13 protein-coding genes are annotated in these 15,064 nt (G+C 54.0%); 7 read left to right on the forward strand and 6 right to left on the reverse strand.

From position 1 onward, the window contains the following. Nucleotides 1-190 precede the first annotated feature (190 nt). The 3 genes from remA (at nucleotide 191) to DYY88_RS19020 (ending at nucleotide 2,157) form a co-directional block, all read left to right on the forward strand. Complete coding sequence (gene remA / locus DYY88_RS19010) at nucleotides 191-448, forward strand: extracellular matrix/biofilm regulator RemA (RefSeq protein WP_039725445.1); 258 nt, start codon at nucleotides 191-193, stop codon at nucleotides 446-448. A gap of 302 nt (nucleotides 449-750) precedes the next feature. Next, nucleotides 751-1,653 carry an oxygenase MpaB family protein gene (locus tag DYY88_RS19015; protein ID WP_063776157.1) on the forward strand — a complete coding sequence of 301 codons (903 nt, stop codon included), beginning with the start codon at nucleotides 751-753 and terminating at the stop codon, nucleotides 1,651-1,653. 69 nt (nucleotides 1,654-1,722) lie between these two features. Then, a complete protein-coding gene (locus DYY88_RS19020; RefSeq protein ID WP_039725446.1) occupies nucleotides 1,723-2,157 on the forward strand; it encodes a SufE family protein in 435 nt (144 codons plus the stop codon). Between the two features lie 43 nt (nucleotides 2,158-2,200). Here DYY88_RS19020 and DYY88_RS19025 read toward each other — a convergent pair whose 3' ends face one another. Next, nucleotides 2,201-3,541 (reverse strand): MATE family efflux transporter, encoded by a 1,341-nt coding sequence (locus DYY88_RS19025; RefSeq protein ID WP_039725447.1) that lies wholly within the window; start codon nucleotides 3,539-3,541, stop codon nucleotides 2,201-2,203. A gap of 411 nt (nucleotides 3,542-3,952) precedes the next feature. Here DYY88_RS19025 and DYY88_RS19030 point away from each other — a divergent pair, with 411 nt between their 5' ends. The 3 genes from DYY88_RS19030 to DYY88_RS19040 all read left to right on the forward strand — a co-directional run bounded on the left by DYY88_RS19030 (nucleotide 3,953) and on the right by DYY88_RS19040 (nucleotide 7,264). Beyond that, a complete protein-coding gene (locus DYY88_RS19030; protein ID WP_052288229.1) occupies nucleotides 3,953-4,618 on the forward strand; it encodes a PEP-CTERM sorting domain-containing protein in 666 nt (221 codons plus the stop codon). A 296-nt stretch (nucleotides 4,619-4,914) separates the two neighbouring features. After that, the gene (locus DYY88_RS19035; protein ID WP_039725448.1) at nucleotides 4,915-5,652 is read left to right on the forward strand and encodes a hypothetical protein; all 738 of its coding nucleotides are present in this window, start codon (nucleotides 4,915-4,917) and stop codon (nucleotides 5,650-5,652) included. A 118-nt stretch (nucleotides 5,653-5,770) separates the two neighbouring features. Further along, entirely contained in the window at nucleotides 5,771-7,264 is a 1,494-nt protein-coding gene (locus tag DYY88_RS19040) for a PAS domain-containing sensor histidine kinase (protein WP_044150960.1), read from the forward strand. A 77-nt stretch (nucleotides 7,265-7,341) separates the two neighbouring features. Here the strand turns inward: DYY88_RS19040 and DYY88_RS19045 are convergent, their stop codons facing one another. From DYY88_RS19045 to leuS, 3 genes are all read right to left on the reverse strand, one after another. Beyond that, the gene (locus DYY88_RS19045; protein ID WP_039725449.1) at nucleotides 7,342-8,664 is read right to left on the reverse strand and encodes a TRAP transporter large permease; all 1,323 of its coding nucleotides are present in this window, start codon (nucleotides 8,662-8,664) and stop codon (nucleotides 7,342-7,344) included. Further along, the gene (locus tag DYY88_RS19050) at nucleotides 8,661-9,212 is read right to left on the reverse strand and encodes a TRAP transporter small permease subunit (RefSeq protein WP_039725450.1); all 552 of its coding nucleotides are present in this window, start codon (nucleotides 9,210-9,212) and stop codon (nucleotides 8,661-8,663) included. Before DYY88_RS19050 ends, DYY88_RS19045 begins: the two co-directional genes overlap by 4 nt. Nucleotides 9,213-9,420: 208 nt before the next feature. Continuing rightward, nucleotides 9,421-12,027, reverse strand: a complete 2,607-nt coding sequence (gene leuS / locus DYY88_RS19055; protein ID WP_039725451.1) for a leucine--tRNA ligase — start codon at nucleotides 12,025-12,027, stop codon at nucleotides 9,421-9,423. 652 nt (nucleotides 12,028-12,679) lie between these two features. Here leuS and DYY88_RS19060 point away from each other — a divergent pair. Continuing rightward, nucleotides 12,680-13,561 carry a hypothetical protein gene (locus DYY88_RS19060; protein ID WP_130199522.1) on the forward strand — a complete coding sequence of 294 codons (882 nt, stop codon included), beginning with the start codon at nucleotides 12,680-12,682 and terminating at the stop codon, nucleotides 13,559-13,561. A 211-nt stretch (nucleotides 13,562-13,772) separates the two neighbouring features. On the opposite strand, the gene DYY88_RS19065 is transcribed toward DYY88_RS19060, so the two are convergent. Both DYY88_RS19065 and lepB read right to left on the reverse strand, forming a co-directional pair. Beyond that, nucleotides 13,773-14,243 carry a DUF4383 domain-containing protein gene (locus DYY88_RS19065; protein ID WP_039725453.1) on the reverse strand — a complete coding sequence of 157 codons (471 nt, stop codon included), beginning with the start codon at nucleotides 14,241-14,243 and terminating at the stop codon, nucleotides 13,773-13,775. Nucleotides 14,244-14,442: 199 nt separating this feature from the next. Continuing rightward, nucleotides 14,443-15,054 carry a signal peptidase I gene (lepB, locus tag DYY88_RS19070; protein ID WP_039725454.1) on the reverse strand — a complete coding sequence of 204 codons (612 nt, stop codon included), beginning with the start codon at nucleotides 15,052-15,054 and terminating at the stop codon, nucleotides 14,443-14,445. Nucleotides 15,055-15,064: the final 10 nt, after the last annotated feature.

A 15,064-nucleotide genomic window follows, 5' to 3' on the forward strand; every position in this document is an offset into this window, starting at 1 on the left:
GATAGGGCGACAAGGCTTCTGCAAAATTTATTTGATTATCAGCCACTGGTGCTGGAAGGTTTCGACGGGGGTGACGGCCAAGCTATCGCGATTAGTTTTGGACGGTTAGTAAGTAACTCTTGAGAGACAACTGGCAATTGGCTGATGATGAGTGGATGATTCGGCTTGTTGGTGCTCGCCAGGATGATTTATGGATATCAAGCTGATCAATATTGGATTTGGCAATATTGTCTCGGCCAACCGGGTGGTAGGCATTGTGAGCCCGGAATCAGCACCGATTAAGCGGGTCATTGCGGATGCTCGCGATCGCGGTCAGCTGGTGGATGCGACTTATGGTCGCCGCACCCGAGCCGTTCTGATTATGGATTCAGGGCACGTGATTTTGTCCGCCATTCAACCGGAGACGGTTGCCCAGCGGTTTGTCGTGCCTAAAGATGGCGCGCCTTAGGAAAGGTACTTGAAAATCGCTTCCCCGATTGTTGGGGTTGGGCAGTGCCAAACCCTCACAGCAAACTTTTTGTTCCACCCGATGGATGTGGCCCAGTGCAGTATTGAAGGCATAGGAACTTCATTAAGTGTGGACCGCCATCTTGGCTGTTCAAAAGCAGGTAAGATGCCTGCCCGATAAGACTTGGATGCTATAAAATCCTGATTTCTAAGGAATTGATGAAGCTTTGCTAGCTCTCCGGAAGGGGCGATCGCCCCCACGCAATAAGGGGGAGAGTCTATGTTTAGTGCGATCGCTCCATCATGTCTGATTTACATGCCACTCTGCCGATCACAGGATCCTCATCGGCAAGGGACCCCGTCGCCATCTGCCATCGGTTAGCCGGATATGACTTTCCTTGGGAGCTCAACCGCTCGCTAGAGATTGCCGTTCTCAAGACCTTTTGTGTGCCCCGCATTGCCTCGCTGCTACGACAAACCGGCGAATTTGAATTGCGACCGCAAAAACGTTACGACGACACCAGCCTGATCTTAGGCAACATCCTGAAATGGGGCTATGACAGTCCCAAAGGGCACGCTGCGATCGCCCAAATGAATCGCATCCATCAACGCTTCCACATTTACAACGAAGACTTTCTCTACGTCTTGTCAACCTTGATTTATGAGCCCGTACGCTGGAATCAACTCTTTGGCTGGCGCCCCTTTACCGAGACGGAAAAGCAAGCCCTCTTTGAGTTTTGGCGCGTGGTCGGACAACGCATGGGCCTGGAAGAGATTCCCGCAACTTATGAAACGTTTCACGACTTTAACCGGGCGTATGAAGCCGAACATTTTCAATATCATCCCGATAACCGCGCCGTGGGAGATGCTGTCGTTAAATTAATGCAGGGCTGGCTGCCCGCGATCGCGGCCCCCCTAATTCCTAACCTCATCCGCACTGTTGCCGATGAACCCATGCAAACCGCTTTGGGGTGGCCAGCCCCGCCCCATTGGGTCAAGCAAGCCATTACGTGGGGATTACGGCTGCGCCAGCGTCTGGTACGCCATTTGCCCCGGCGGCAGCGCTCTCATTTCGGCGTTGATCAGGCCAACCGGACCTATCCCGAAGGCTATCAAATGCGCCAACTCGGGCCAGAGACAACGGCTCCCAGCAGCTCACGCTGTCCTTTTTTACGCATGCGGGCCGTGCTGAAGGGCGAACTTTAAGCCGATACCTCTTTACAATAGGGGAGGCTATTGTGAAGCCATTTGTCGTTCGTTGCGATCGCCTGCCCCATGTCTGCGTCTTCTTCTGCCCGCCCCGCCTCCATCGAAAAACTGGTTCAGCGGTTCCAAAAAGCCACTGATCCCAAACGGCGTTACGAACAGCTCCTCTGGTTAGCCAAAAAGCTAGAAGCATTCCCCGAGGCAGAGAAAACCGACGCCAACAAGGTGAAAGGCTGCGTCTCTCAGGTGTATGTCATTGCCGCTTTAGAAGACGGCAAGCTGCACTATCTGGGCGAATCTGACGCGCAGATTACAAAGGGCCTGGTCGCCTTTTTGATTCGTGGCATGAACGGTCTGACCCCTCAGGAAGTGATCGATTTGTCCCCCGACTTCATTAAAGAAACCCAGCTCGATGTGAGCTTGACGCCTTCTCGGGCCAACGGCTTTTACAACATTTTTAAAATGATGCAGACCAAAGCCGCCGAACTCAACCCCGAAGCGTAATCCGATAACAGCGTCGGATGACGTAGCTGAACCGACGACGACTTCACAGGGCGGCGGCATCAGAATCGGTCACCTGGCTTTGCGCTGCCGTTAAACTGCGAGGCACTTGACTCCCCAGAGTCATGGCCCGCACCGCCATAAAGCAGGCCAGCGCCAGCCATAACCCAGCGGGACTCTGCCAATGTCGGGCCAGCAACCCCAAGGGCAAAAAGCCTAGTCCACTGGCGAGCAGCGTCGAGTTGCGCAACAGGTGTCCCTGGGTCAGTCCTAAAAAGTAACCGTCTAACAAAAAGGCGATCGCCCCCAAAGTCAACGTCGGTACTAGCCACCACACTAATGCCTGCACCTGATCAATCACGCTCTGATGTTGGGTCATTAGACGAAATAAGGGCTGGGTAAACCAGCTAAAGGTGAGGGCGATCGCCATCCCGAGCACCACGCTGCTGCTCAGCCCCCAAATCAACACGGTGCGGAGTTGGGCCGCTTCTCCCGCGCCATAAAACTGCCCCGCAAAACTCTCCGTAGCAAATGCTAGCCCATCGATGAAATAGGAGGTCAGCGTCACCACCTGTAGCAGCAACGTATTCGCCGCTAAAATTTCGTTGCCCAGGGCCGAACTCCAATTCGTAAACAGCGCAAAACTCACCAACAGCGAAAAGGTGCGGATCATAATGTCGCGATTGAGGAGCAACATCGCGGTAAGAGCCGTTTTGTCCCACAGGTGGGGACGCAATTGCCAGAATTGCGCGATCGCCACCTCCCTCAACAACAGACATAACCCAACCCCTAACATCAAGCCCTGGCTGAGGGCCGTGGCCGCTCCAGCTCCCGCACTTTCCCAACCCAACTCGCGAATGAACCAATAATCCAGCAGGATATTGCCGCCATTGCCCACCACTGACAGCAGCACCACGCGCCGCCCCTGCCCGCAGCCCAAAAATCGTCCTAACAGTACGTAATTAGCCAATACTGCCGGAGCCCCCCAAATGCGCGCGTTGAAAAAGGCTTCTCCCGACAGTCGCACCTCTGGTTCGGCATTGAGTAACCAAAACCCGATTTCCCGGATGGGGGCTTGTAGCACCACAATCAACAGACCCAGCACTACCGCCAGCAGACCATTCCGCAGCAACAGCAAATTCATCTCAGCGGTGTCGCGGCGACCAAAGGCCTGGGCCGTCAACCCTGTCGTGCCCATCCGCAAAAAGCCAAAACTCCAGTACACCAGGTTGAAAATCACCGAGGCGATCGCCACCCCGCCCAAGTGATGTACATCTGCCAGGTGGCCTAAAAAAGCCGTGTCGATAATGCCCGCTAACGGCACCATCAAGTTCGACACAATGTTGGCGATCGCCAGTCGCCCAAAGCGTGACAAAAATGGAGTCATCAGCGCTGCCCCCCTCACAACAGCCCCAATCAGAGCAAGTCTTTATCCTAGTGTTTTGAACGATAGGGTCGTGGAAGTCGCAACTCATTGGATGCGTCCCTACAGCAAGCCGGAGGCGATCTCGACACCATATCCGGCATCCATCCAGACGATCCTCGTTACATCTTTGTCTGGCAGCCAAAGTCTCCATACTGGGCCACTTCCAGAAGTTGAAGAGTCTGTGAAGCCCTCCGAGTTCCGTGTATTTCCGGTAACTTATGACACTTTCACTAGGTCAGTATGTAGAAGATTCGGGATCAGTAACCTCCCGACTCAGCGCGTTCCTGGGTGCTAAGCATCGCAAAGTACTTTTCGCGCCCCCGTGGCAACCTAGCGGAAGTTAAGCAGTTGACCCTCTAAATCCCGAAAACAATGAACAAACACCTCTCATTATTAATTGGCTCTTCCTTGCTGGCTGTTAGTGCCATGACCATGTTTGCCGATAGTGCATCAGCTAAAGGTAACGGTAAGGGCAACCAGAACAAGAATGAAACCGTCGAGCAATCTAGCACTGTCGCAGCTAGCTGTACTCTCAGTGCGTTTAGTGGTGTAACCAGTTGCGAAGGTCCGTTCTCAGGTAACAACAGCAATCAGAGTCTTGACGGCTTGTTCGATATCAACTGGGAAAGTGGTTCCTTTGTTTCGGGTGAGATTAAAGTCGATAACGGTTCGAAAGGCTCAACAGGCGGGTTTAGTTTCAAAAGTGCCAAGGATCAGGACAAGCAATCTGGTACCTGGGAGCTCGATAAAAGCATCACTGACAAATATCAGTACGGCATGTTTGTCGTGAAGGCCGGTAACTCTTTCTCCTCATATTTTTGGGATGGACTTTCTACAACGGGGGTTTGGGATACTCTCGGAGTAACTCCTAACAACGGCGGTAGCCCCGATTTGTCCCATTTTTCGTTCTATGGGTTTGGTCAGCGAGTGGTTGAGCCCCCCACCCCCACCATTCCTGAGCCAGCCACGGTTATTGGCTTGCTCGCTGTGGGAGGAGGGATTGTGGCCTCCCGCCGCAAAAAGGCTCAATCAGCTTAACTGGCAAATGGTCACTGCTTGACGCTCTCTTAATATTGCCTTTTAGTTCCCTCAGTCACGTCTCAGTGATTGGGGGAGTTTTTATAATGGCTAACCACGCACTGCAACGCCTCAATGGCGCATGGTCAAGTCTCAAAAAAATGACACGAACAGAGCAGACGGCAAATGTTGGCGACGTTGCCTGATCGGGGCAATCTAAACAAAATCCACTCTGGCTGGGGGAGCAGCGGTCGAGCCCGAAAGACTCAGGGACGTTACCGACTCAATCGAACTTTAGACTTGAGGAGCCAAGCGGCATGTATGATTTGGAGCAATTTTCGTTAAGCGAGATGACCGCTTGTGGGGCCGCCGTGCGTAAGTTGGGGCGCGACACAACGGCGATGGAAGGGGCTGCTAGCCAGATCGCCCGTTATTTTTATGAGAATTTCGTTGATCCTCAAACCGGGGAGTCGGCCTTTGCCTTGGCCCGATTCTTCAAAACCCATGACTTTAGTGAGTTGTCTGACGATCTGCAAGCGATCGCTCAAGACTTTCTCGGGCATCCCCCTGACAATCCCCAGATGAAATGTTTAACGCTGTTGGGAACGGCAGGCGATCGCCCCGAGTGGAATGAGCGTCGCCAATCGACCGGACACCAAGTGATTCCCCTCCCTAGCGAGCGCACCGTGACAAGTATCCCGATGATTTCCCAACTCATTCAGCAGTTAGGGTTGAGCGTGAGCAACGTGGTTGCCCCCGTGCCCGACGTCCTGGTGGATCTACAAGAGCGCACCTTCAACGTTTTTCATATTCCTGAAGCCGCTGACAGTCCTTATATCCCAGCCCAGACAGAGTTCGTGCAACCGTTTCAGATCAAGTCAGTGTTAGGATTTGGGGGCATTTTGCCATCCGGCAATCTGATGGTCATCATCCTATTTTCCAAAATTCCCATCAGTCGTGCTACCGCCGAGTTGTTTAAGCCTTTAGCCCTCAACGTCAAAATGGCCGTCTTGCCCTTTGACCGAGGCACTATTTTTATGCCGATCGCATCCTAACGGCATCGCCACAGCTTGTCAGCCAGGATATCCATTGCCGATCTTCAGCCTTCTGCTATCTGCCACTCTTTATTAGTGACCCAACATTGCCCGAGTTGATGCAATCAGTCGAGAGTCTATGGTGAGTTTTTCCGGGGAAGCAGCAGACCCTAGCATTGAGGCGCTCAAGGCCGAAAATGAGCACCTCACAGCTCAAGTTGAAACCCTTGAACAACTGCTGGAAGTCTATGAACAGGAGACGCTAGACAAATCGACTCGTCTGGAAACGACCCTGGCGGAGTTAAACGAGCATACCCAACGGCTCAGCCATGCCGAGACGACGCTGGCAACCCTACGCTCAATGCTCAACAGCATGGGCGATGCCGTGGTGGTGATGGATTTAGCGGGCAAGTTTTTGTTCTTAAATGCTCCTGCCGAAGCTTTATTAGGCATCCGGGCGGATCAGACTTCATTGCAAGCCTGGTCAACCACGTGGGAAATTTTTCTGGCTGACCAGGTGACACCTTGTGACTTAGCGTCGTTTCCCCTATCGCGCGTGATTCAAGGAGAAGCCCTGGAGGCGACGGAACTATTTATCAAGTCATCGCCCTCGCTACCGGGTAACTGGTTTAGTGTCACAGCCAGAGCGTTGACTTCGGCGGCGGGCGATCGCGAGGGCGGTATTGCGGTCTTTCACAACATCACCCCGCTGAAGCAGGGAGAAATCGCACTACGGAAATCGGAGGCGCGATCGCGCGAGCAAGCGCAGCAATTGCAGTTGGCTTTGCAAGACTTGCAAACTATGCAATCTCAGTTGGTGCAAACCGAAAAGATGTCGAGTTTGGGGCAGCTGGTGGCAGGCATTGCCCACGAAATCAACAATCCGGTCAACTTCATCTCGGGCAATTTAGACCACGCCGAGCAAAACATGGCCGATTTGCTGGCGTTGGTGGCACTGTTTCAGCAGTATTATCCCGACCCTGAGCTCGCGATTCAAGACTATATTGACGCGATCGATCTGCCGTTTATCGCGACGGACTTGCCCAAACTGATGCGGTCAATGAAGGTCGGTTCGGAACGCATTCAAGCAATCGTTGCATCTCTGCGCACGTTTTCGCGCATGGATGAGGCAGACATGAAGTCCGTCGATATTCACAGCGGCATCGATAGCACCTTAATGATTTTGCAAAATCGATTAAAAGCAGGTGCGAATGCTGCCGCCATTGAGGTGGTGTGTGAATACGGCCAAATTCCCACGGTGGAATGCTATGCCGGGCAGCTTAATCAGGTGTTTATGAATGTGTTGAGCAATGCGATCGATGCGCTGGAAGGACGGAGATCGCTCCCCACCGCTGAGGCTGTACCCCCTCAAATCACGATTCAAACCATCCTCACCCCTGACCAACAGGTCAACATCCACATCCATGACAATGGCCCCGGCATCCCTGACACCATTCGCCAGCAGATTTTTGACCCATTTTTTACCACTAAACCAGTCGGCAAAGGGACTGGCATGGGGCTGTCCATCAGCTATCAAATCATTACTGAAAAGCATGGTGGTCGATTTGTCTGTGAATCGATTCCCCAAGGGGGTACGACCTTCACCATTACGATTCCCCTCAGTCAGAGCTAAACCTGCCGCTGACCCAAAGCGATCGCTTGACGGCAGCGGCAGGGCACTGAACAGTTGCTCACTGGTTGACTCGTGGTTCAACCCAGGCTGGCCCAAGTGACAATTTGCGGAAACACAATGAGTAAGAGCAGCCCCACAACCTGAATGCAAATAAAGGGCACCACCCCCCGATAAATGCTAGTGGTAGGAATATCGGGTGGCGCGACTCCCCGCAGATAAAACAGCGAGAAACCAAAAGGCGGAGTCAGAAAGGAGGTTTGCAAGTTCACCCCAAGCATGACCCCAAACCACACCAGATCGAAGCCAAAGTTGAGCGCGATCGGGGCCATCAACGGCACGATGATGAACACGATTTCAAAATAATCGAGAAAGAAGCCGAGGAAGAAGACCAGCAAGTTGACGAACACCAGGAAGCTGACGACGCCACCGGGCAAATTCGTCAACAGATGTTCTACCGCCGCGTCGCCCCCGACTCCGCGAAACACCAGACTAAACAGCGTCGCGCCCAACAGCAGTACGATCACCATCGTGGTTAACTCCACCGTGGAATCGAGGGCCTGAATCAGGGTTTTAAGAGTCAATCGCCGGTTGAGCGCGGCTAGCACTAGCGCGCCAATGACGCCCATAGCTCCCGCTTCTGTCGGTGTGGCCACCCCGGCAAAAATGCTGCCCAACACAATCAAAATGAGTGCCAGGGGCGGCAGCATAACCCGAAAAATCCGCAGTGCCAGTTGGGCTTTGCTAATGTCAAGCACTTCATCTGGCAGGGCGGGCGCACTGTTAGGCTGAAAAATCGCCATCGCAATGACGTACAGCAAGTACATGCCCGAGAGAAATAACCCTGGCACCAGGGAACCGAGAAATAAATTCCCCACCGATACGCCCAACTGATCGCCAAGCACAATGAGCACCACGCTAGGGGGAATCACCTGCCCTAAGGTGCCAGACGCAGCAATCACGCCCGTGGAAAGGGCAGGGCTATAGCCGTAGCGCAGCATGATGGGCAGCGAGATCATGCCCATGGAAACCACCGTCGCCCCTACCACGCCCGTCGCCGCCGCTAGCATGGTACCGACGAGAATCACCCCGATCGCGAGTCCCCCCCGCAACCGCCCGAATAACATGCCGAAGGTTTCGAGTAAATCTTCAGCCAGGCCCGATCGCTGCAACACCGTGCCCATCAAAATAAAGAAAGGAATCGCTAGCAACACATAGTTGCTCATGATGCCGAAAATGCGATTCGGCAGGGCGGAGAAGAGAATCCAGTCAAATTCGCCCAGGGCACCGCCAATGACCGCGAACAGCAATCCAGTACCGGCCAAGGAAAACGCCACGGGATAGCCCGTAAAAATGAGCATCAGCGCGCCCACAAACATTAAAGGGCCGAGGATATCCGTCATGACGCTACCTCCTCAGTCGAGTTGGGTAGAGAGGTATCAGTAATAATGGCGAGATTTTTAATGGCTTCTGAAATGCCTTGCACCCCGAGCCATGCAAACGCAACGGGAATGACTGTTTTTAGGGGATAGCGAGGTAACCCAGCAGGGTCAGACGACATTTCTAACACCGCCCAAGAGTTGGTGACAGCAGGGAGGGAATAGAAAATGACGATCGCACAAAAGGGCAATAACAGCAGCAAAGAGCCCAATAGATCGACCCACGCCTTTTGCTTGGTGGATAGGCGACCGTAAAAAATATCGACTCGCACATGGGCATTTTTTTGCAGCACATAGGCCGCACCCAACAAAAAAATTAGGCTAAAGAGATACCACTGAATCTCGATGTAGCGGTTAGAGCTGAGGTTGACTCCCAGATATTGGCCCAGATAGCGGGTAATGGCGTTGTACGCCCCGATCGCCGTCATGACTAAAGTCAGACCAATGGTAAACCAGCCGATCCAGCGGCTGATGCGGTCAATCCAACCTGATAGCCGCAGTAAAAACTGCATCCAAATTCCTCCAGAGAACACGCAAAAACAATCATCCCGATTGCCCAGCGAGCAACGGGATTGACTTTAAACTTTTCTTCAGGGTCAATAAAATCACATTTTTGCACACCGACCTGTCACCTCTGCTGCGAATTCACAGAGGTGTGGAAAGATACCCGGGCATCGGAGGGAAATAAGACTAGGAGGGGCGATCGCGATCTCTCGCAGCCTACTTCGCCACAAAGTTGACTAGCTTACCGGGCACTACGATCACCTTGATGATTTCCTTACCGTCCAGATATTTCTGCGCGATGTAGGACTCGCGGGCGTATTTTTCCAGCGCGGCTTTGTCAGAGTCGGCGGGGACTTCGATAGTGCCGCGCGTTTTGCCCATGATTTGAATAACCAGGGTGATCTCATCGGCCACCAATGCAGACTCGTCCAGGATCGGCCAGCCCTGCTGATGAATCGACCCGGTTTGGCCTAGTTGTGACCACAACTCGTCCGCGATATGGGGGGCAAAGGGAGCGATTAGCTTTACCAGGGTGTGAATGCCCTCGGCGTAAACGGGCGAATCCTTGCACTTGGCGTCGGTCAGGGCATTGCTGAGCTTCATCAGCTCCGACACGGCGGTGTTGAACTGATAGTCACCCTCAATGTCTTCGCTGATTTCCTTGATCGCGATGTGAATGGCGCGGCGTACATCTTTTTCCGCTTTGGACAGGTTTTCCGGTAGGGGCGTACGGTCGTGCGCCCCTACAGATTTTGTCGCAGCGGGACTTTCGGCAAACTCGGTGACCAGTCGCCACACCCGATTCAGGAAGCGATACTGCCCCTCCACGTCGGCGGCATCCCATTCCAAATCCTTCTCAGGCGGGGCTTTGAAGAGGATGAACATGCGAGCAGTGTCGGCCCCATATTGGCTGATGACGTCACTGGGGGCGACGCCGTTGCCTTTGGATTTCGACATGGTGGCGTAGAGCCGTTGCAGCGGCTCGCCCGTTTCGGGATCACGCGGATCATCGGGATTGGCCACCAGCTCGGAGGGCACCCACTTATCTTTGCCGCCCTTGTTGGGGTTCATGTAGGTCAAGCCCTGCACCATGCCCTGGGTGAGCAAGCGGCTAAAGGGCTCGTCGATGTTGATGAGGCCGCGATCGCGCAACACCTTGGTGAAAAAGCGCGAGTAGAGCAAGTGCAAAATGGCGTGCTCAATGCCGCCCACGTACTGATCGACGGGCATCCAGTCATTCGCCTTTGCCGAGTCGAAAATCGCCCCGTCATTGTTGGCGTCAGTGAACCGCAAAAAATACCACGACGAGTCGATGAACGTGTCCATCGTGTCGGTTTCCCGCTTGGCCGCCTCGCCACAGGTGGGACAGGGCACATTCACCCAGTCGCCGAGTTGAGATAACGGTGACGCGCCGCGACCACTGAACTCCACATTCTCCGGCAGCTCTACGGGCAGTTGCTCATCGGGGACGGGCACGGTGCCGCAACTGGGGCAGTGGATGACCGGAATCGGTACCCCCCAATACCGCTGCCGGGAAATCAGCCAGTCTCGCAGGCGGAAGTTGTCTTGGCCCGAACCTTTGCCTTCTGCTTCTAACCAGGCGATCGCCTGCTCGACACTCTGCCCCTCGCCTTTCCCCGCAGGGATGCCGTCCAAGGGACCAGAATGCACCATCACACCTTCACCCGGCCAGGCTTCAGCTATGGTCGCGCCATCCAAAGTATCGCCCTCGGGCTGCACCACAACGCGCACTTCCAGATTGAACTTGCGGGCGAACTCAAAGTCTCGTTGGTCGTGGGCAGGCACCGCCATGATCGCCCCCGTGCCGTAGCCCATCAGCACGTAGTCGGCAATCCAAATCGGGATTTTCGCCCCGTTCACCGGGTTGATGGCGTAGCTGCCGGTCCAAACGCCAGATTTTTCTTTGCCTTCGTCGGTGCGATCGATGTCGCTTTTGGCGGCGGCTTCGGCTTGGTAGGTAGCGATCGCCTCCTTTTGCTCTGCCGTGGTCAATTTTTCGACGAGGGGATGCTCCGGTGACAGCACCATGAACGTCGCGCCCCACAGCGTATCCGGGCGGGTGGTGAAGACTTCCAGGTCATCGCCCTGTTCCGTGGTGAAGACAACTTTGGCCCCAGTGGATTTGCCGATCCAGTTTTCCTGCATCAGGCGCACCCGCTCCGGCCAACCGGGGAGTTTGTCCAAATCTTGCAAAAGTTCGTCAGCGTAGTCGGTGATTTTCAAAAACCACTGCTTCAGCAGCTTGCGCTCGACCTTTGCGCCCGATCGCCAGGATTTCCCCTCACTATCCACCTGTTCGTTGGCGAGCACGGTCTGGTCAATGGGATCCCAGTTCACCGCCGCTTCTTTTTGGTAGGCCAACCCAGCCTTTAAAAACTGAATAAAGCTCCACTGCGTCCATTTGTAATAGTCGGGGGAACAGGTGGCGACTTCGCGATCCCAATCGTAGGAGAGGCCCAACTGCTGGAGCTGTGCCCGCATCTGGTCAATATTCTGATATGTCCACTTGGCGGGATGAATGCCGCGATCGATGGCCGCGTTCTCAGCAGGCAACCCGAACGCATCCCAGCCCATGGGGTGCAACACGCGATAGCCCTGCATCCGCCGTACCCGCGCAATCACATCGGTGATCGTATAGTTGCGCACGTGGCCCATGTGCAGGTTGCCAGAAGGATAGGGAAACATCGACAGCGCATAGAATTTGGGCTTGCTGGCGTCTTCGTCCGTCTTATCCAGCCCTTGCTCGGCCCAAACCTGCTGCCACTTTTCCTCGATCGCTGCGGGAGTGTACTTATCCGCCACGTCCGAAACTCCTTCTTTGCTATCCGCTTAACTAGACAATTGTAAAGGGTTGCTTTAGCCTCGGCGGCGTCAATTTCAATTTGGCCTCTCGGGCAGGGAATGGGGGCGGTAGCTGAGGGGCTGCGTAGCTGGGTGGTTGGGTGGCTGCGTAGCTGGGTGGCTGGGTGGCTGGGTGGTTGGGTGGTTGGGTCAGGCACTGTGCTTTGAACTATCAGGCTTGATCCCGATTCTCTAAATCGTGACTCCCCCTGCTGCCCCCTTGCGGGAGCGATCCGATTTTTGTGTAAAGCCCAGTTTAGGCAACGAGAAATCAGGTGTTTTAGCCTGATCAAGGACAGTTTTTTGAACACTCCCCCTTGCTCCCCCGCGCCCCTGATTATTTATCAGGATCCGCAACGCCACCCTCATACCCTGCCACCCTCGCACTTTTCAATCCTTTCCATAGAGTTGTTGCGTTTTTAGAACAAGCTCAAAGTTTGGTGAGAGCACCCCCACGCCCACTAAATTCTGGACTTAACTAGAGGGGAGAGTTACAGAGACATGGAATCAACTCTTCTGGGAGTCATGGCATCGTCACATTAGCTCCACAGCCGCCAAGGGATAAAGTATTGCTGACTTGGCGGCTTTTTAGCAGTCACAAATAGGTAGCGAGATGATTTCTTCTGACCTTATGCATCTCGAAGCAAGCATTTCGCGACTCGATCGCAATCAGGTGCAGTTAGATTTAGCCCTCGCCGATGAATCGATGTTGAAGTCGCTGTTGGTGAACTGTGCAGCGGCGATCGCCCGCGCCCATCAAATCGGCCAGATCCGCATTGCGATTGGTCCCCCCGCTAGCACCGCCGGACTAGAACATATCGATGCGGTCATCGAGTACGAACATGTTTGGTGTATGCCGTCCACAGGTGCCCCCTCGGGAGAAGACCTATCGGTACGAGATTTGCAGTCATTGACCCGCTGTCAGTCTGACTTGAAAACGTTGGCGTGGCGAGTGAACTTGTCGGAGGCGATCGCGCTGCTACAGCACGGCGGTTTTGACGAAGAACAGATTCAGCGCATTTTGCAGTTGCCCTATGAGGGGTGGCATCGCTCTTGGTGGGATACGCTAGAACCCTCTGGGCAGCTGGGCATCCCCTTTCAGCGGTGGTTTCGCACTCGCTGCTACAGCGACGGCACCTATACCCTGCAATACACCGACCATTACCTGCAAGATGCGCCCCGCTGTTTTCGCGGCGTGTGGCAGCAAGTGCCCCTGATGATTAGTCACCGTAGTGGGCAATTTGGCGAAATTTTGACCGGGCTCCGCAAGGCCAAACACGCCCTCAAAACCGATCGCTGTCTCCTGCTCACTGATGAACTGACGGACCTCGAAGCAGAAGGCTACATTCGCCAAGGGGTGAGTCTTTATTCGCTGCATCAATCAGCCGAGACAGAAACATCACTTTGCCAGCGGTGCGATCGCGTTCAGTGCCCCATGAGCGATCGGGCTGACACCCCCATCCTCAATTGCAAAGCCTTCCTCGCCCACTCGTAAGGGTTTGTTGGGGATAAAAATATCAGATTGATATGTGATCAAACCTCGTCATCTTCCCGACCATGGATGTAGGCTGGCGATATTGAGATGCCATCACCTTTGCATATTGAAATGCCCCCAACGCCGATTGCATTAGGGGCAATGTAATCTGTAAGTCTCAGCAAACAGAAAACTCAGACTTTTATCTCAGATCTCAAACGCGAAAGTTTGACTAAAGAATTTCAGCGGCAGTCGCATCTTCTTTTAGCTCGCGCTTAAACAGCGCCAGGAGAGAAGGCGTTGCAAAGAAACCGAAATAAATTCCCAGCAAACCAGTCACACCGTGCAGCAAGACATCAAAGCCAAACAATGGAAATAGGCCGAAAAAGGTCTTGGTAAACGGGATAACGCCTAGCAGACCCAAGGCAGCGTAATAAATTCCCAGCTGTCCAGAGAAGAAGCGGGCACTGTCTAATGAGATTGCAGCTGCAATGCCAACCAGTCCAGTAGTGATATGGATGATGTTGATGGGCGCATTCACTGGCAGCAGGCCCAGCAAGTAACCATACTCTGCCGCAATACCATACTGCTTGATGGCGGCATCAGTCCCTGGATGGCCCACTAGGGCAGGAACGAAACCCAGCGCTCCGATGACGACGTAAACAATCCCAATAACTAATGCAAACTTTTGGGCAGCTTTCATACTCTAATTTACCTCGATAAATAATGTTTCATCTACTTGCGAAGTTAACAAGCCGCTAGAGAATAAACCTCCCTTGAAAGAGGTAACTGCCACTACAGCTATAGATAGACGGCCCTCCTGAGTTCTCACCTAAGTGGCGTTGGCTATTGTTCAAAAAGAATTGCGATCGCATCTCTGAGCCCACCCGCGATCGCGACGGCTAAGACACCGAACCAGCACGGGAAAAGGGCCAGAAACGGAAGCGGGCAATGCCAATGACATTCTCTTGGGGCAGGATGCCCCACACGTGAGAGTCGTTGCTGTCGTTGCGGTTGTCACCCATCACGAAGAGGCCACCTGGGGGCACCGTGATCGAGCCCATGAGATAGTCAGGTGGTTCGAGGGTGTAGCTCTCTTGCAACGGCGCACCGTCCACCAGCACTTGATGATCGGTGACGGTGACTGTCTCGCCGGGGGTGGCAATCACCCGTTTGATAAAGGCTTGGTCGCCCCGGTAGCCATACTCCTGCAGTTGTGGCGGCGGTTGAAAGACAATGATGTCGCCGATATGGGGTGGATGCAGGCGGGTAGAAATTTTGTCGACAAGGAGGCGATCGCCCACGTGCAGGGTCGGCTCCATGGAATTGGAGGGAATAAACCGGGGTTCGGCAATAAAGACGCGCAGAAAGATGGCAATAACGAGAGCGATCGCCAAAATCCGAATATTCTCGCGCTGACTATCCCACAGGCGACGCCACAGTGAGGATTCTGACGGCGAGGCTGCCTCCTCCTCCGCATCGGGGGTCGATAACTCATCGGGCTTAGACTTCATCGCACCTGTG

The organism is Leptolyngbya iicbica LK (genome assembly GCF_004212215.1).
Lineage (GTDB): Bacteria > Cyanobacteriota > Cyanobacteriia > Phormidesmidales > Phormidesmidaceae > Halomicronema > Halomicronema iicbica.

Excerpts from the sequence above, each read along its gene's own strand:
- remA (WP_039725445.1), top strand. The coding sequence starts at position 191 with ATGGATATCAAGCTGATCAATATTGGATTTGGCAATATTGTCTCGGCC.
- DYY88_RS19015 (WP_063776157.1), top strand. The coding sequence starts at position 751 with ATGTCTGATTTACATGCCACTCTGCCGATCACAGGATCCTCATCGGCA.
- DYY88_RS19020 (WP_039725446.1), top strand. The coding sequence starts at position 1,723 with ATGTCTGCGTCTTCTTCTGCCCGCCCCGCCTCCATCGAAAAACTGGTT.
- DYY88_RS19025 (WP_039725447.1), bottom strand. The coding sequence starts at position 3,541 with ATGACTCCATTTTTGTCACGCTTTGGGCGACTGGCGATCGCCAACATT.
- DYY88_RS19030 (WP_052288229.1), top strand. The coding sequence starts at position 3,953 with ATGAACAAACACCTCTCATTATTAATTGGCTCTTCCTTGCTGGCTGTT.
- DYY88_RS19035 (WP_039725448.1), top strand. The coding sequence starts at position 4,915 with ATGTATGATTTGGAGCAATTTTCGTTAAGCGAGATGACCGCTTGTGGG.
- DYY88_RS19040 (WP_044150960.1), top strand. The coding sequence starts at position 5,771 with ATGGTGAGTTTTTCCGGGGAAGCAGCAGACCCTAGCATTGAGGCGCTC.
- DYY88_RS19045 (WP_039725449.1), bottom strand. The coding sequence starts at position 8,664 with ATGACGGATATCCTCGGCCCTTTAATGTTTGTGGGCGCGCTGATGCTC.
- DYY88_RS19050 (WP_039725450.1), bottom strand. The coding sequence starts at position 9,212 with ATGCAGTTTTTACTGCGGCTATCAGGTTGGATTGACCGCATCAGCCGC.
- DYY88_RS19060 (WP_130199522.1), top strand. The coding sequence starts at position 12,680 with ATGATTTCTTCTGACCTTATGCATCTCGAAGCAAGCATTTCGCGACTC.
- DYY88_RS19065 (WP_039725453.1), bottom strand. The coding sequence starts at position 14,243 with ATGAAAGCTGCCCAAAAGTTTGCATTAGTTATTGGGATTGTTTACGTC.
- lepB (WP_039725454.1), bottom strand. The coding sequence starts at position 15,054 with ATGAAGTCTAAGCCCGATGAGTTATCGACCCCCGATGCGGAGGAGGAG.